The organism is Colwellia sp. Bg11-12, assembly GCF_014076955.1.
Lineage (GTDB): Bacteria > Pseudomonadota > Gammaproteobacteria > Enterobacterales > Alteromonadaceae > Colwellia_A.
On sequence record NZ_JACGUZ010000061.1, the window covers coordinates 48,008 to 64,480 of the forward strand.

A 16,473-nucleotide genomic window follows, 5' to 3' on the forward strand; every position below is an offset into this window, starting at 1 on the left:
TAATCACTTAAAGCAATCAAGAAAAGCCCCCATAGCGAACACAGCATCTGTGTGCGCTTAATTCAAAAAACTTTGACAGACCATAGTGGCTATAACTGAGCATATTAAGGATGGCACTCCCACCAAACCTTTAAAGCCACTTTAATCATTAAGATTACTTTAAGGACACAGATAAAAAAAACTGATTATAATTTGTTGTTAGCAAATTATAATCAGTCTTTAAGCGCGAAGGGGAACACCATGGTTATTAAAGCATCTCCCTTCAATTACTTGATTAAAATCTATCTATAATAGAATCATACGCCCATAAATTTAACTAAGCTTTAAATTGTTGGGTTAATTTATTAAGCTCATCTGAAGAACTTTGCATCAGTTGAGAATTTTTTGTCATCGCATTTAATTGCTCTAAGCTGCTATGACCTGCGCTAACAATTCTATTGACGTTGCTGCTTAACTCTTCTGCGACAGTACTTTGTTCTTCAACCGCCGAGGCAATTTGCGTCGCCATTTCAGTAATTTGTTCTGTAGAGCTTAAAATGCTACTAATAGACTCACCTGAACTGAGTGCATTTTCAACCGACGCCTTACTTTTAACCTGACTATCTTCCATAACATGAACAGCTGATTTAGCCCCTGTTTGTAAACGTTCAATGGTCTGCTGAATTTGTGCGGTGCTTTCTTGAGTTCGACTGGCCAAAGCTCTAACTTCGTCTGCAACCACAGCAAAACCACGCCCTTGCTCTCCTGCACGAGCAGCTTCAATAGCAGCGTTTAACGCTAATAAGTTTGTTTGTTCAGCAATTCCGCGAATCACATCTAAGACTGAAACAATGCCTTTAACATCATCCTCAAGTGCACCAACCACATTGGTAGCTTCATTAAGGTGATCTGATAAGCCATTTATCGACTCAATAGACTCTTTAATAATAGCGGATACCGCTCGTGCATCTTGGTTTGCTTGATCTGCTGATCCTGCAGTTAATTGTACGTTATGGGCAATCTCTTTTGCTGATGCTGACATTTCTGTAATCGCAGTCGCTACTTGGTCAGTTTCCGACTGCTGATTCTCTAAATGCCCACGACTGGCCTCAGAAGCTTGATATACATTTTTTGACACCTCTGAAGTCTGCTTTACTGATAATTGAATAGATTGAACAAGTAATTGAATTTTATCTACAAAGACGTTGAATGACTCTGCAACAAGACCTATTTCATCTTCACGTTTAACGCGTAATCGCTGCGTTAGGTCGCCTTCTCCGCGCGCAATATTCTCTAAAGCATTGGCAACTTCACTTAAAGGCTGCGTTACTAGTTTAGCGAATAAAAAGTAGATCGCTGAAATTAAAAATACGTCAAGTAAGACTCCTTTAACAATGATGCGAGAAGCTAAAGATGACAACTCGATATCTATTGAAGAACTGTCAATAAACAAAGTAACATTACCAACACTGGTACTTTGACCGTCTTCAAGATGTTGTAACTTAAAAGTGATCGCTTCCTTTGTTTTCTTTCCTTTTGATTGAGATATTGTTTTTTTATCTTCATTGGTTATTTCTATTAAAGCGATATCTTCTGATTGTTGCTCAGAGTTTAAAATACCCTTCATTTGATCTTCTTCATAATTCCAAACAGCAGAAGGCAAATTAAGTTTCAATCGAGATTCGACCAAAGAAAGTTGATTTATTTGCTTACTTTTCAGTAGATTACTTTGTGCCATATAATCATACACGCCAAAAGAAATGACGAGTGTAGTGACAATAATCAATGCTGAAAAAATAAGTTTAAATGAAATAGATTTAGTAACGTTCATATAATTTTTATACCTCTTTACTGCCAGTCTTGCAGGCCATATTTATCTAGAATATCTTTAAGCTGTCCAGATTCTCTAAGTGTTTGTGTACCTTTCTCGATTAATTCAATGTACATTTTACTGGTCGGTTTTGCAGGTGAACAAGCAATGTAAATAGGGGCTTTCTCAACGTTAGTCCCTGCGCTTTTTAGTGCTTCATTAAAACCAAGTTCTTTTAATTTTGCATTCGCTACTGAAACAGATTCAACGACAACATCAATTCGATTATTGACAAGTTTTTTGAAGTTTTTTTCCAAAGCATCGGTTCCTGAAACATCTTTAAAAACATCTGGTCGACTTTTTATTAACGCATCAAACTCTTCGCCATAAGCATAACCACTAATAACACCTACTTTTTGAGTTAATAGCGAATCAAACCCCGTAAACTGCCAAGTTGATGTATTATTAACATAATATCCCGTACCATCCATTCCCCAGTTCAAGGAAGGAAAAATAAAATCGGGTGCATCTTCAGGGTACGCTCCAACAACGCAGTCAAATTTACCTTCACGAACCGAGTTTACCGCCCTTTCCCATGGCATTACCTTATAATCAACTGTATGTCCTGCTGCTGTAAAAATTGCTGTAGCCATATCAATCATATAGCCTTGCTTGTCACTACTAGGGTCGCCATTCATAGGAAACCAGTCGTCCGCACGAATAGTAACTGTCGCTGCAGAAGCTGGCAGTGAAATAATAATAGTAAGTAAACCAATAACTAGTTTCATCGTATTAACCTTGTATAGTGTATAATTGTGTGAATTACGCACATCTGATTTTAATCAACTGATGTCATATTCATTAAGAACAAAGTGCGTAAATACAGCAATCTATTGAGTTAGCCTGAAAACTATTCTTTATGTAAAATTGACATAAGGTCCTATTTATTCAAATATTTTTTCATCACCGCCGTAATATCAATCTTCTTTAACCCTTCATTATAGATAGCTAACCATTGCTGACCTTCGGTACTCTTTTTAAAGGCAACAAACAATTCTTTTTCTGTCAACAACTTAGCATTCATCTGTACTTGTTCTTGCGCCTTTTCTAAGTCTTTGCTATTCGCTAGTAAGTAACTAAAAACATTGGTATCGATAACCGCAGCATCAATTCGACCACCCGCAACTTTACGAATATTGGTTTCATCAGAGGTAGCGGTTTGCGCTTTTATTTCGCCACTAGCAATTAATGCATCAACTTCAGCCGTATTCACATAGTCTTGCACTACGCCAATTTTGTATTGCGTTAAATCTTTAACCGCAGACCATACTATCGGTTTTTTCTTGTTTTCAATTAATCCTAAAGGGCCTTTCCCCATCGGATTAGAAAATGAAAACTCATTTGACTCATAGTAATACTCAGGAAAGTAACCTGCATATTTTGAGTCTGGTTGCGATGCAAGTTTTACAGCACGGCTCCAAGGGAAGAAATCAACTTTCAACTCATGCCCCATTGCCTTAAACGCAGCCTTAGCTACAGCAACTGAAGCGCCTTGTTCATTTAAAGTCTTTCCTGAATATGGTGGCCAAGTTAACGAGGTTAGATGGACGGTATCGCTAAACGCGGGTGCACTAAAAGATAAAATCAAAATAGTTTTTATTAATTTATGAAACATGAAAACTCCTAAAATTGAAAGGTACGGGCAACAGTAAGCAGTAAAGCAGTGTCACCATAAGTGTCTAAATCAGTTCCGTGAATGCCCAAAGAAAAATCGAAACCATTCGTGCTAAAATTACTGGTGACTTGCCAGTGGTTATAACTATCGTCACCGAGCTCCCATTGCCATTTGTCATCATCTAAGCTGGTCGATCTATCAATACCCACTAATAAAGTTAACTCATCATTAATGGTAAAAGTATGATTTAACATAACAATGTAATGACCTGCACCTGTTCCAAAGTAATCCCAAGCATACCAAAAGTTTAAATCGGTAGCGCCAAAATTCCATTTAGTATATATCTCAGTATAGTTACCGTCAGAGCTATAGCTTGCGCCGTTATAAGTATATTGAGCAACGCCAACATCAAGATTAACGATATCATTTACCGCCGTGTAATAACCAAGATAAACATCTGCTTCAATATTCGTATCATCACCAAAATCAACATTTGACGCCCAACCACCCGCATACCAACCACCCGCACCTGACCAATCAAGACTTCCTTGAAGTGCTGGTCCCTCATCTGTTTGGCTAACACCATTAAAAAGATAATCGCTTGCTACTGTAACTGTTGATGACCAGTCAGCGAACGCAGATGAAGACATTGTAAGTAAAGTAGTTACCAATATTAAATGTTTTTTCATTAAGTTAGTCCTATAAAAGATATCTATAAAATTATAGTCACTGATCGCTTAATAACAATATTTTACTGATATTCTTTAGTAGATGAGCTAACTCAACTCATTGATGGTGAAGAACTTGTATGGTGGTTACTGAAATAAACGTTAGCAGATGAGTTATTTAAGTGGTATGGGTATTAGGTAATTGGTGTATTAATTCTACTTTATGTTATTTTCCATTGATAATGATTAGTCGATATGGATGTTATTATCTAATAATTAACTTCGCGATGAATAGGGTGTAATAAGTTTGTGTGACTTAGCCTAAAGGGCATTAAGGTACTACGCCAAGACATTAACCCATCTCGATAAAGATGAAATCAGGTAAATTAAATAGGGGTTCGAAAATCAACGATCGCTTTACGGCCTCCACTTACATCATTATTTTGGTATGACCAATGCATCTTATTGACGATTTTATCAACTAACCTTAAACCTAAACCATAACCGTAATCAGCACCACTGTGATCAAAGTCACCTTCACTTATATTAATATTTTCAACGATAACGAGGCCTTGGCTACATTGAATAATAACTTCGCCTTCCGCTGTATATTGAAATGCATTGCGAATTAAGTTGTTGAGGATCAAACGACAAGGTGTTTCAAGTACCTTAATATGAGTAGGCGTTAGTTTAAGTGTTATTTCAACTTTTTTACTTTGTAATAAGTACGCATTATCTTCAACCAAGTTGTTAATCATCAAATTTAAGTCTATTTCGACTAAAGCCAATGTATGTTGATTGCTTTGCTCAATGGAGTGTTCCTGGCTGAGCCATAATAGTGTTTCTGTGGTGTGTTGCATATTGAGTGCTGCCCTACTGATACGGGCTAAAGACTGTTCACCTTTGTCTTTATTATTTTCGCTAGAGAATATTCGGGTTAATAATTCACTGTTACTTTTAACAACCGCTATCGGGGTTCGTAACTCATGACTTGCATGTCGTAAAAAGTCTTGTTCTTTACCAATCATAGCACTGAGCCTTAATAGCGCTTTTTGCTGTTGAACAGCGATCGCTGTTAATTCATAGAATTCAAAGTTTGGCGTATCTTGTTCAACATTTTCAAGGGTTAAACTTTCAACCCAATCACCAATACGGTAAAAGGGTTTTAACGTTCGTTTAAGTAATAACTGGACAGAGAAATGCATCACTAACAAGAATATTAATGCGATTGGCCACGTTAGCTGGAACATTTTACTGATTCCCATTTGGCTTAAGGCATCATATTGTTTAATATTTATTTTTCGTACTAAATAAAAAATTTTACCATCAAATAATGGCTGTGCAATAACAAAAATAGCCTGCTCTGGCCATGAAATAAAAGTGTCTTCACTGAATAGTCGAATGTTATCCATCGCCATTTTTTTTACATTTTCAAAGACAGCAAAGTGCTCTCGTATTTCGATGGGAAGATTTTTCCAACCTAAGAAACCTTGAAAGTGAATTGTATTAGGCAGTGGATGGTCGATATTTTTTTGATATTGACGTGCAAAATCATTACTTTCTAAATGAAGATCCTGAAAGTTAGCTTCATCAAGCCCATGAATAAAATAAAAGTTAATCACTAAGGTGTAACTAAGCACGATAATTAAGGCAATCATGCTTTGTACTTTTAAAACGTATCGACGAAGGGTTTGCGGTTTTTTCTTAGTTTTACTCATATCAATTATTAACTATAAAGTATCTATTATAATGTTCATTAATCTCATCATGCACGAAAAACAAAACCTTGTCCCGCCACCGTATGAATAAGCTTAATTTCATTGATGGTATCGACTTGTTGTCTCAATTTAAATAAATGGACTTTCAAACTGTCACTGTCTGGTAGCTCATGTCCCCAAACAGATTGTAATAGTTGTTTTTTTGAAACAACCTCAGGCGATTTTCGCATCAGTACTTCAAGGATTTTCCAACCTGTTGGTGACAATTGTAACGTACGTTGTTGCCGTTTTAATGTTTTAGCGCCAAAATCAGCGTCAAGACCGAACAGTGATAATAGGTTCGTTTGACCACTGCGGCGATTTGCTAACACATGAATACGGGCAATAAGTTCTCTCATTTCAAATGGTTTAACTAAATAATCATCTGAACCTACCGCAAAGCCAGCCAGTTTATCATCTAATGTATCTCGAGCAGTTAACATCAAAATAGGTGTGTTGTTGCCCTGCTCTCGCATTTTTCTACAAACCGTTAAGCCATCCATGCGCGGCATATTAACATCGAGGATCATGACATCAAAATGATGAGTGTTTATAAGCTTTAGTCCCGCAATACCGTTAGCTGCGTGATCACAGGTTATACCTTCCAATTCGAGATAATCAATAACGGTTGTCGCTAAGTCTAAGTCATCTTCAACGAGTAAGACATGCACTATCATCGACTGATCTTAAAGAAACTGGCATACAATACAGGCACAACGGCTAACGTTAAAATAGTGCCAACACCTAAGCCAAAGGCTAATACTGTAGCCATACCATAAAACATTGACATTGAGTCCATTAACAACGGCAACAAGCCCATAATCGTGGTTACTGTCGTCATCGTTATAGGTCGCAAGCGTGTTAAACATGCATTAACAATGGCTTGGTAGTCATTTTTATGTTCTTTGCGTTCTATTTCAATTCGGTCAATTAAGACAATCGCATTGTTAATAATAATACCTGCCAAGCTATAGATACCTAACGTCACCATAAAACCAAAAGGTGCACTCATCACTAATAAACCAACAACGGCACCAATGAGTGACAAAGGGATGGTCAGAACGATAATTGAAGCTCGGCGAAACGAATTAAATTGCATGACCAATAACACTAACACCAAACCAATAACCATCGGCATGCTAGCACCAAGAGCTTGTTGTGCTTCTTTTGACTGCACAATAACACCGTCATATTCAATTAAATGATTGACCGGTAAATCGGCTTTTAGTGCTTCGATATCAGCATCAATAATCACTTTTAAATCTTCAGCGGTCATTTCGGTATTACTGGCTTCAATTGTGATAGTCGTAAACATGTTTTCACGTTGAATTTTTGCATACTGATTAACAGGTATAAAATCAGCCACTTGAAATAAAGGTACTGATAATCCTGATTGGTTTGAGAATATTGAAACAGTTCTAAGCCTATCTAAATTAAAACGCTCTTCTTCTTCTGCTCGAAACACCACAGGAATAATATCATCGCCATCGCGATACTCTGTAACATTAGCACCACTGAAATAACCTTGTAATGCAGTGGCTACATCAGAAGAGGTTACACCTGCGCGACGTGCTCGATGTTGATCAATTTTAACCTGCATTTTAACAATACGGTTTTCCCAATCAGTACGCACATTTTTAGTGTAAGGAACCGATTGTAATACCGCCATAATTTCTTTAGCTTTTTCATATAAAATGTCTTTATCAGGACCTTTTACTTGAATACTAATAGAACTAGAATCAGAAGGTCCCGCAAACATACGCTTAACACGGCCTGAAACATTGGGGAAAGTTTCAATAATACCGTTATGAAGTTTATTCACAAAAGTATTTAATTGTGTGCCATCTTTAACATTAATAACAACGAAGCCTTTGTTATTTGCTGGATCTTCGGGGTTCAGTGTTAAGACAAAACGTGGACCATTAAAACCAGAATAACCAGAATAGTTAGTAATTTCAGGAAAATGCGCTTTATCGTCCAACCAAGTAAACACATCGTGCATTTGACGATTAGTTTCTCTCGCTGATGTACCGTTAGGTAAATCTATGTACATCATTACTTGAGTGCGGTCAGAGTCAGGAAAGAACTGCTTTTTTAACAAGCCAAAGCCACTAAGAGATATGATTAACGTGATGACCATCATTGCCATAAAAAGCGCTTTATGAGCTAAAACCCAATGCAGGAACTTTTCATATACTTGATAAAATGTTGTTGAATTTTCTGTCGGTTTATCTACCGCTTTATCGCCATTATTTTCAACTTTAATAAAGAAGTAACAAAGTGTGGGAGTTACGCACAAGGCTAAAACCCAGCTAGTCATTAAAGTAATTAATATAACAAGCGATACCGAGCGGGTAAATTCACCTGCAACATGTTCAGCAAGCATTAACGGTAAGAAGAATAAAATGGTCGTCACTGATGAGCTGAGTAAAGGCATCGCAAGCTCTTTACCCCCTTGGCACATAGCATCAAAGCGGTCTATGCCCTGCTCGATTCGTCTTTTAAAATCTTCAGCGATGACAATACCGTTATCAACCAGTAAACCCAGCGCAATAATAAGTGTCGCTAAGCTCATTTTCTCTAATGTCATGCCGGTAAATTGCATAATTGCCAAAGTCGTTAACATTACAAAAGGGACAATCGAGCCAACAATTAAACCGGTACGTAATCCTAAGAAGTAGATAACAACTAATAAAACAATGACTAATGTTTGTATTACATTGATTGATACACCTTGGATAGATTTTTGAACTTGATCGGCTTGATACGTCGCAATATTGATTTTATAACCTATAGGTAAAGTGTTCTCAATCTGCGAAACCATGTCTTTGACTCTTGGCGCATATTCCAATAAGTTATATTTTTCAAGCATTGAAACGGCAAACATAATGGCTGGTTCACCATTGAAGTATGCGGGTTTATCTGGCGGATCAATATAGCCTTGGCGCAAATTAACAATATCTTTTAGCGCGATAGTATCGTCAGTACCCGTAATACTGATATGGGTATTACCTATTTCTTCAAGGGAAGAAAAGTTGCCCGTTGGCTCCACCACAATTGAACGTAAACCCGTATCAATTTGTCCGCCGGGGCTAATAATATTTTGATTTTGTAGTTCGCTGATAATACTGCGCGGCGAAATACCCAGCTGAGCAAGTTTAGCCGTTTTTACTTCAAGATATATTCGCTCAGCTTGAGCGCCAATAATATCAACTTTCTTAGTGCCGGAAACACTGTATAAATTATCGCGAATATGTTTAGAAACATCATACATTTCACCTAAATTAAAACCGTCAGCGGTTAAGGCTAAAGTCACCACAGAAACATCACCAAAAGAATCATTAACAAAAGGCGGACGAGTACCCTCGGGTAAATTCAATTGCGCTTGCTTAACTTTATTACGTAAGTCTTGCCAAATGTTATCTAGATTAAAATAGCGATCGTAAATTTCAACGTGGATCACTGATTGGCCAGTCATCGAGGTAGAGGTTAATTTTTCAACTTCAGGGATTTTTCTTATTTCTTTTTCAATGGCTCGGGTAATTAATTGCTCAACACGTTCAGGTGCCATCCCTGGATAAGAAGTTGTCACAATCGCTTTGCGAATGGTAATGGTTGGATTTTCTTGTGCGGGTAAAGTCAAATAGGCAAAAACACCATTGATGAGTAATAATGCCAGCACCATTAAGATGGATTTTCGGTAAGTAAAAGCAATTTTAGTTAAATTCATAATTGGTCTCTAAAGTCTTTAGTCATCAGATGACATTATTAATTAAAACGCTTTACATGTTTATCAAGCAACTGAACTGATTGACCATCACGCAGAAAAGAAACACCGGCAATAGCAATAATTTCTCCTGAAGCTAAACCTGCAGAAACCAATACTTCATTATTTAAAATACTTTCGGTTTGTACCATACGTTTATGCAATTTTTGCTGTTCAACGTTATAAACAAAAACATACGATTTTTGCCCTTCATCTGCTGCTAGCGCTGATATAGGTAGACGGAAAGCTTTACCCTGATAACCGGTACGACCAATACCTTGAAAGGTAAAATCAACTTCTGCCGTCATACCTGCTCGTAAATTTTTAAGTTCAGTATTAATGAGGATCGTCACCGGAAAAGCATTCGCTGTTGCTGCGCGAGAACTAATTTCAGCGATAGTGCCCTTACTATTTAAGGTAGGGAAAGCGGGATAATGGATATCAATTTCATTACCTTTAGATAAATCTCTAATCAAAGTTTCAGGCACCATTACTTGCACTTCTAAACCATCATCACCTTCAATTTGAAAGATAGCTTGGCCAGGAGAAATTTGCATTGATGGCTCGCTGAGACGTTTCGTTATTTTACCGTTGTAAGGTGCCGTTAATATTGAATCGCTTAAGTCTTTTTTAGCAATATCAAGCTGTGTCTTACTAATATTTACCGCGCTGGTCGCTGATTCAAAAGCCGCTTTGGCATTATCAAAACCTGACTTTGACACTAAACCTTTCGATGATAATTCAGCATAGCGTTTATATTCATTTTCAGCTTCAGACAATGCGGCATAACTTTTTTGTAAGTTCGCCTCTGCAGATTGACGACTCAGATTAAAGTTTCGCTGGTCTAGGCGAGCAAGTGCATCGCCGCGTTTGACTTCATCGCCAAGTTTTACTTTTATCCATTGAATTTTGCCACCCACTTCAAAACTTAGATTAGCTTCTTCTACCGGGTAAATAGTCCCAGATAAACGGCGTACTTGGTCAAAAGAAGACTGCTGAACTTCTTGCCAAGCAATAGGACGAATAACTTCTTTGAAAGGTTGTTCTTCTTTATCACAACCTGAAAGTACAGTGATAACAGAAAAAGCTAATAAAAATAAACGCATACGAGACTCCATGAAAAATTTTCAATAATATTTACATTATAACGGCTTTACAGTTAACGACAGGTTAATAACGAATGCTGTTAAATAATTGTTCTGCTAAGGCTTGCAAAGTGTCTTGATCAGGATTGGACTGAGCAAAAGTACGTAGTCCATATATGCCCATGACTAAAAAACGGGCTAAATGTTCGCTATTTTTATCTATCGATAATTCTTTAGCTGATTGTGCTTGCTTGAATTTATCTGCCAACGCTTGTTGCCATTGAGATACATTTTCAGCAATGACCGCTTGTACTTCTTTATCTTCTTCTGTTGAATCGTAAAGTGTTTTGATAAATAAACAGCCTTTAGCTGGATCTCCGCTCACACACTCACTGACCATATGGTCTAAGTATTTTTTTAACTGTGACAGAATCGTATCATCGGTTAAGAAAAAATGTGAGAACTCCACATTACGATCGGCTTTATATTGCGCGATCGCCGCTAAAAGTAAGCCGCGTTTATTTTCAAATGCACAATAAATTGAGCCTGGGTGTAAACCTGTCACTTTTTTCAAGTCGGGCATACTGGTTCTGCTATAACCTTTTTCCATGAATAAGCTCATCGAAGATCTCAGTACTTTTTCTCGGTCAAACTCAGCGTTTCTCATGATTAAAATTTAACATCTTTATTTAACATATCGACATGATACTTAATTTTGAACAATCATTCAAAATAATACTTGAATGATCGTTCAAATAGCGCTATCTTGAACGCATATTCAAGAAAGAAAAAACACATTAAAAAGAGAAACCAATGACCAGTAATTTATTTCAACCTTATTCATTAAATAACACAATCACTTTAAATAACCGTATTTTAATGGCGCCATTAACCCGTTGTATGGCTGATGACAACCTAGTACCCACGGTAGCAATGGCTGAATATTATGGTCGTAGAGCGGAAGCTGGTTTGATAATTTCTGAGGCAACAATCATTCGCCCTGATGGTCAAGGTAACCCAAATACACCGGGATTGTTTACGCAAGAGCAAATTAATGCGTGGAAATTTGTCACCAAGACGGTTCATGATAAAGGCGGTAAAATATTTGCCCAACTTTGGCATACGGGCCGTGTTGCCCATCCTCATTTTTTCAAAGACAACAACAATGGATCTAGTGATGTTTTAGCTCCTTCGGCGGTCGGTGTTGAAGGTACGGTACCGAGAATGCGTGACTTGAACTACCAAGTACCCAAAGCGGTTACTCATCAAGATATCGAGCAATTAATCGCTGATTACACTCAAGCCGCAAAAAATGCCATTGAAGCCGGTTTTGACGGTGTCGAAATTCATGGTGCAAATGGCTATTTAATTGACCAATTCCTTCATTATGACAGCAACCGACGCACTGATGAATATGGCATGACACCTGAAAACATGTCACGTTTTCCACTAGCAGTTGTTGACGCCGTTATTGCCAGTATCGGCGAAGATAGAACCGCGTTAAGAATAAGTCCAGGTGCCTATTTTTTCATGTCTGAAGATGCAAGAGACCGCCAAGTCTTTGATTATTTCCTCAAGGAACTTGAGCAGCGTAACCTTGCTTTTTTACATTTGGGTATCTTTGATGATTCAATGAAGTTTGATTATTTAGATGGTCAAGCGTCAAGTTATATTCGCGCTCACTACAGTAAGACATTAGTCGGCGTAGGAAGTTATTCGCCTGAATCTGCAAGTAGCGCAATTGCTGCGAACAAATTTGACCTTATTGCTATTGGGCGCCCTTTTATTGCGAACCCTGACTATGTCGCTAGAGTCCGAGAAAATAAAAATTTAGTTGAATACAATGCTGATATGTTAACAAGTTTACTATAAAAAAAAATGAGGTGGAGCATAGGTTGCTTCGCCTCACGCCCCTTTAAATAATTACCTTTAATCGAGCACCGTTAAGCGATAAATTAAATAGCCAAAAAATACCCATAGTAAAGTTTCTTTCCCACCAATGACTCTAATTCACTACTACTAGGAAATGTAGGCCATTTTTGCGCGTTTTCTGTAACCGCTTCTTCATTTAGCCAAACCAACTGCCAAGATATTTCTTCATCATTATCCGTTTTAACAAAAATATTATGTGATACCAGAATATTTCTCTCGCTATTCATTTCTTCGAACAGTCGTTGACTAAGTTCAATAACTCGCTTTTGATTTGCTTTAATCACTGAAAATACTGCAAATTCATGGCAATGTGGCATTTAAATTCAACTTTATGTTTTAAGTAATATTAATGATGATTATAATCTTGAACAACCTTGAAAATATACAATGAACTAAGAATAATAACTATGGATATATTTTTACTCAAAAAGATTGTCAGCGCGTTAATCATGCCATTAAGTATGGTCATTATATTACTCTTGCTGGCAATTATTTTTTATCATTATAAAAAGAAACTCAGTTTTTACTGCCTAATATTCGCAACGCTTTTGTTAACCTTGGGATCATTTCGTCCGTTTGCTAATTTATTAATGGCCCCCATTGAAGAAAACCACCGTGCTTTTACCCGTTCAAGCGTGCCAGTAGATTACATTATTATATTAGGGTGTGCGCACACCACAGATGCTCAATTACCAGCGACCAGTGAATTAGGCATTTGTTCATTACAACGCCTTGTAGAGGCTATACGTATTTCGCGTATTCACCCTGAAGCTCAATTAATTACTTCTGGCTATGCCGCTTATGACGAGACGAGTAATGCTGAAAAGGTTAAACAAGCAGCAATGCTATTAGGGGTGGCAGAGAAAAAAATAATTGTCGAAGGTTTTCCACAAGATACCGAGGAAGAAGCACAATTAATGGCCCCTAGGGTCAGTGGAAAGAATGTTGTCTTAGTGACTAATTCTGACCATATGCCGCGCGCTATAAAATACTTTCAACAACAAGGTATCTATCCAATCGCCGCACCAGCAGGAAAATGGACAAAAGGTATGGATGATGAAAAATATTGGCCAGATTATTTACCAAAACCTATGCACCTAGAACAAACAACTCATGCTTGGTATGAAAGCTTGGGTCGCGCGGTTCAATGGTTAAAGAGCGAATAATTGATGCTATTGCCGTTATAATAAACTCATTTCAATATCCGGTCTTTGCATTATTAGTGCGAGATCTTGAAATAAGTTCAGTATAACGAGGAATGTATTTGAGATAACGACCAAGGTGCTAATAATCATGGTCAGTTATGTGTCTCTTTGTCACTCACATAACTGACCATATTGATTAAGCAGGGTTATCAATATCTATAAAAACAGTGGAAATTGATAATTCTTTTTCAAGATGTTTGGCCAATGCTTTTGCGCCGTAACGCTCAGTAGCATGATGACCTGCAGCAAAGAAATGAATATCCATTTCTCTCGCAACATGTGTTGTTTGCTCTGAAACTTCGCCACTAATAAAAGCGTCTATACCTTGCTCTGCGGCAAGTTCAATATAGTTTTGACCACCACCACTACACCAAGCAACTGTCTTTATTTTTTTATCTGATGGCGGCGCAATATGTAGACAGTTTCTCGCGAGTTGCTCAGAAATACGCGTACTAAGTTCATCACCAGAAATGTGATGAGAAAACTCACCACGCACAGCGACACTTAACGGATTGCCCTGTTCTAACGGCTGCACATTATTTATTTCAAATAATTGGGCAAGTTGCGCGTTATTGCCTAACTCAGGATGAATATCTAACGGTAAATGATAAGCGAACAAGCTAATATTATTAGCGATTAATGCTTTTATCCGTTGATACTTCATCCCACGAATAACATAGGATTCATTTTTCCAAAAAAATCCATGATGTACGACTAGAGCATCCGCTTTCTCTTCAATGGCTTGCTCTATTAACGCTTGTGTTGCCGTTACACCTGTTACTATTTTATGGATTTCATCACTGCCTTGAATTTGCAAACCATTAGGACAAAAGTCTTTAATTTGTTCAGGTTTTAGCAAGGCATTAAGATGCCTTTCTAAATCATTACGATGGATCATTTCCGCACTCTCTTTTTAAGGGCTTAACTGTTATTTAATTTTATGTGAAGAGTTCATACTCGGTACTTCTACCTGTTTGAACTTTGGTCTTATTGCCCATTTAGGCTTGATAGGTGTTAATGGATGAACCCGCTTTTTAGCCACTAACACGTAAACAGAACCCAAATTGGGTAAAAATTCACTGGCAAGCTTTTGCCAAACTTGAATAATTTTACCTTGGCTTAACTTACCCGATAAAGAAGAATGTATTACTTTTTCATCAACTAATATTTCATAGCCCATTAAATGCAGCCAATCTTTTACGCGCATAGCAGAAAAAAAACGTTCATTCCACGGGGTGTTATGCTTACGATAGGGGATAAATTTATTTAGACCAGCTAAACTAAACGGATTAAAACCGGTGATCACAAGATAGCCATTAGGGATTAAAACACGGTTTGCTTCTCTCACAACATGATGGGGGTCAAGTGAAAACTCTAATGCATGGCTTAACAAGCATACATCGATGCTGTGTTCTAAAAACGGTAAGTCATCGACATCAGCAATAATATCCCCCGCTCGTTTTCGTTCTACCAAATTCATTTGATGCTTGATACTACAGCCTGAACTGTCAATATATCCACTAAGCGCACCAATTTTTAATAAATGATAACCAAAAAATTTTGGCCACCATGGCGCCAATACCTGATCTATTGCTTTAACAATGACCTCACCGTTAGGTAAAGCTTGCCAAGATTTAGGATAATGAGGTTGGCGATAACCCAAAGCTGGTTTCATAAGTTTTACATACGCCTTTTCGGTTCATTTACAGGTATACTATTTACTTTACCTTTATTGAGGACGATTTAACGTGCAAAGTCAAACACTAAAGCCAATTTTGGTTACAGCCATTCCCGCTTTTACTGACAATTATTTTTGGGCAATAACTTCACCCGATGTAAAGCCTGTCAATGAAAACATGCTAAAGCCCGTTGCACTGGTTGATCCCGGCGATGCTAAACCCTGTATTACTTTTTTAGAAGAGAATAATTTACAGCTTTGCGCTATTTTAATTACCCATCATCATGCTGATCATACCGGTGGTGTCGCTGAACTAAAAGATTATTGCCTAAATAAAGGTTGGCCATTAACCGTTTATGCGCCTGAAAATAAAAAAATAGCACATGTTGATATACGGGTAAAAGGCAAACAAGTTATTGAGATTACCGCCCTTGAATTGTCGTTTGAGATAATTGATCTTGCGGGACATACGCTAGATCATATTGGTTACTATACAAGTGATGTTGTTTTTTGTGGCGACACCTTATTTTCTGGAGGCTGTGGGCGAATATTTGAAGGGTCACCACAACAAATGTTGAGTGCTTTAACACGCTTAACCGACTTACCTGATAGAACACATGTTTATTGCGCTCATGAATACACCTTAGCCAATTTAACATTCGCCCTTACTGTAGAACCTCAAAATGCCGAACTGGTTCACTACTATAACCAAGTGGTAACACGCAGAGAAAATAATATTTCAACCATACCTACCTCTATTTTACTTGAGAAAAAAGTCAATCCTTTTTTACGTTGTCACCACCAAGAAATTATCAATAGTGCCTTTGACTTCAGTGGCAAAAAACCAACAGATACATTAGAAACTTTCACCATTATTAGGCAGTGGAAAAATGAATTTTAACGCATTATTTTCAAGCC

The 16,473-nt window shown here is 37.5% G+C and carries 15 protein-coding genes; 3 read left to right on the forward strand and 12 right to left on the reverse strand.

Annotation, left to right across the window (positions count from 1 at the left end):
* Positions 1-316: 316 nt before the first annotated feature.
* The 9 genes from H4J39_RS08180 to H4J39_RS08220 form a co-directional block, all read right to left on the reverse strand.
* Positions 317-1,810 carry a methyl-accepting chemotaxis protein gene (locus tag H4J39_RS08180; protein ID WP_182227262.1) on the reverse strand — a complete coding sequence of 498 codons (1,494 nt, stop codon included), beginning with the start codon at positions 1,808-1,810 and terminating at the stop codon, positions 317-319.
* A 17-nt stretch (positions 1,811-1,827) separates the two neighbouring features.
* A complete protein-coding gene (locus H4J39_RS08185) occupies positions 1,828-2,577 on the reverse strand; it encodes an ABC transporter substrate-binding protein (RefSeq protein ID WP_182227263.1) in 750 nt (249 codons plus the stop codon).
* 152 nt (positions 2,578-2,729) lie between these two features.
* Complete coding sequence (locus H4J39_RS08190; RefSeq protein WP_182227264.1) at positions 2,730-3,464, reverse strand: ABC transporter substrate-binding protein; 735 nt, start codon at positions 3,462-3,464, stop codon at positions 2,730-2,732.
* 8 nt (positions 3,465-3,472) lie between these two features.
* Positions 3,473-4,153, reverse strand: coding sequence for a TorF family putative porin (locus H4J39_RS08195; protein WP_182227266.1), 681 nt, complete (start codon positions 4,151-4,153; stop codon positions 3,473-3,475).
* Positions 4,154-4,518: 365 nt separating this feature from the next.
* Positions 4,519-5,850 (reverse strand): HAMP domain-containing sensor histidine kinase, encoded by a 1,332-nt coding sequence (locus H4J39_RS08200; RefSeq protein WP_182227268.1) that lies wholly within the window; start codon positions 5,848-5,850, stop codon positions 4,519-4,521.
* 47 nt (positions 5,851-5,897) lie between these two features.
* Positions 5,898-6,566, reverse strand: a complete 669-nt coding sequence (locus H4J39_RS08205) for a response regulator transcription factor (RefSeq protein ID WP_182227270.1) — start codon at positions 6,564-6,566, stop codon at positions 5,898-5,900.
* Positions 6,563-9,619: an efflux RND transporter permease subunit gene (locus H4J39_RS08210; RefSeq protein WP_182227272.1), complete on the reverse strand. Its 3,057-nt coding sequence runs from the start codon at positions 9,617-9,619 to the stop codon at positions 6,563-6,565. The genes H4J39_RS08205 and H4J39_RS08210 overlap by 4 nt, the downstream gene beginning before the upstream one ends.
* 38 nt (positions 9,620-9,657) lie before the next feature.
* The gene (locus tag H4J39_RS08215) at positions 9,658-10,761 is read right to left on the reverse strand and encodes an efflux RND transporter periplasmic adaptor subunit (RefSeq protein ID WP_182227274.1); all 1,104 of its coding nucleotides are present in this window, start codon (positions 10,759-10,761) and stop codon (positions 9,658-9,660) included.
* 64 nt (positions 10,762-10,825) lie between these two features.
* Positions 10,826-11,407, reverse strand: a complete 582-nt coding sequence (locus H4J39_RS08220) for a TetR/AcrR family transcriptional regulator (protein ID WP_182227276.1) — start codon at positions 11,405-11,407, stop codon at positions 10,826-10,828.
* Positions 11,408-11,553: 146 nt separating this feature from the next.
* Here H4J39_RS08220 and H4J39_RS08225 point away from each other — a divergent pair, with 146 nt between their 5' ends.
* Positions 11,554-12,612 (forward strand): alkene reductase, encoded by a 1,059-nt coding sequence (locus tag H4J39_RS08225; protein ID WP_182227278.1) that lies wholly within the window; start codon positions 11,554-11,556, stop codon positions 12,610-12,612.
* An 83-nt stretch (positions 12,613-12,695) separates the two neighbouring features.
* Here H4J39_RS08225 and H4J39_RS08230 read toward each other — a convergent pair whose 3' ends face one another.
* Positions 12,696-12,989, reverse strand: a complete 294-nt coding sequence (locus H4J39_RS08230; protein WP_182227280.1) for a hypothetical protein — start codon at positions 12,987-12,989, stop codon at positions 12,696-12,698.
* Between the two features lie 90 nt (positions 12,990-13,079).
* Here H4J39_RS08230 and H4J39_RS08235 point away from each other — a divergent pair, with 90 nt between their 5' ends.
* A complete protein-coding gene (locus tag H4J39_RS08235) occupies positions 13,080-13,838 on the forward strand; it encodes an ElyC/SanA/YdcF family protein (RefSeq protein ID WP_182227282.1) in 759 nt (252 codons plus the stop codon).
* Between the two features lie 175 nt (positions 13,839-14,013).
* Here the strand turns inward: H4J39_RS08235 and H4J39_RS08240 are convergent, their stop codons facing one another.
* A complete protein-coding gene (locus H4J39_RS08240; protein WP_220462161.1) occupies positions 14,014-14,775 on the reverse strand; it encodes a Nif3-like dinuclear metal center hexameric protein in 762 nt (253 codons plus the stop codon).
* A 30-nt stretch (positions 14,776-14,805) separates the two neighbouring features.
* Entirely contained in the window at positions 14,806-15,552 is a 747-nt protein-coding gene (locus tag H4J39_RS08245; RefSeq protein WP_182227284.1) for a class I SAM-dependent methyltransferase, read from the reverse strand.
* Positions 15,553-15,625: 73 nt separating this feature from the next.
* On the opposite strand from H4J39_RS08245, the gene gloB reads away from it, so the two are divergent.
* Complete coding sequence (gene gloB, locus H4J39_RS08250; RefSeq protein ID WP_182227286.1) at positions 15,626-16,456, forward strand: hydroxyacylglutathione hydrolase; 831 nt, start codon at positions 15,626-15,628, stop codon at positions 16,454-16,456.
* The last annotated feature ends 17 nt before the right edge of the window (positions 16,457-16,473 follow it).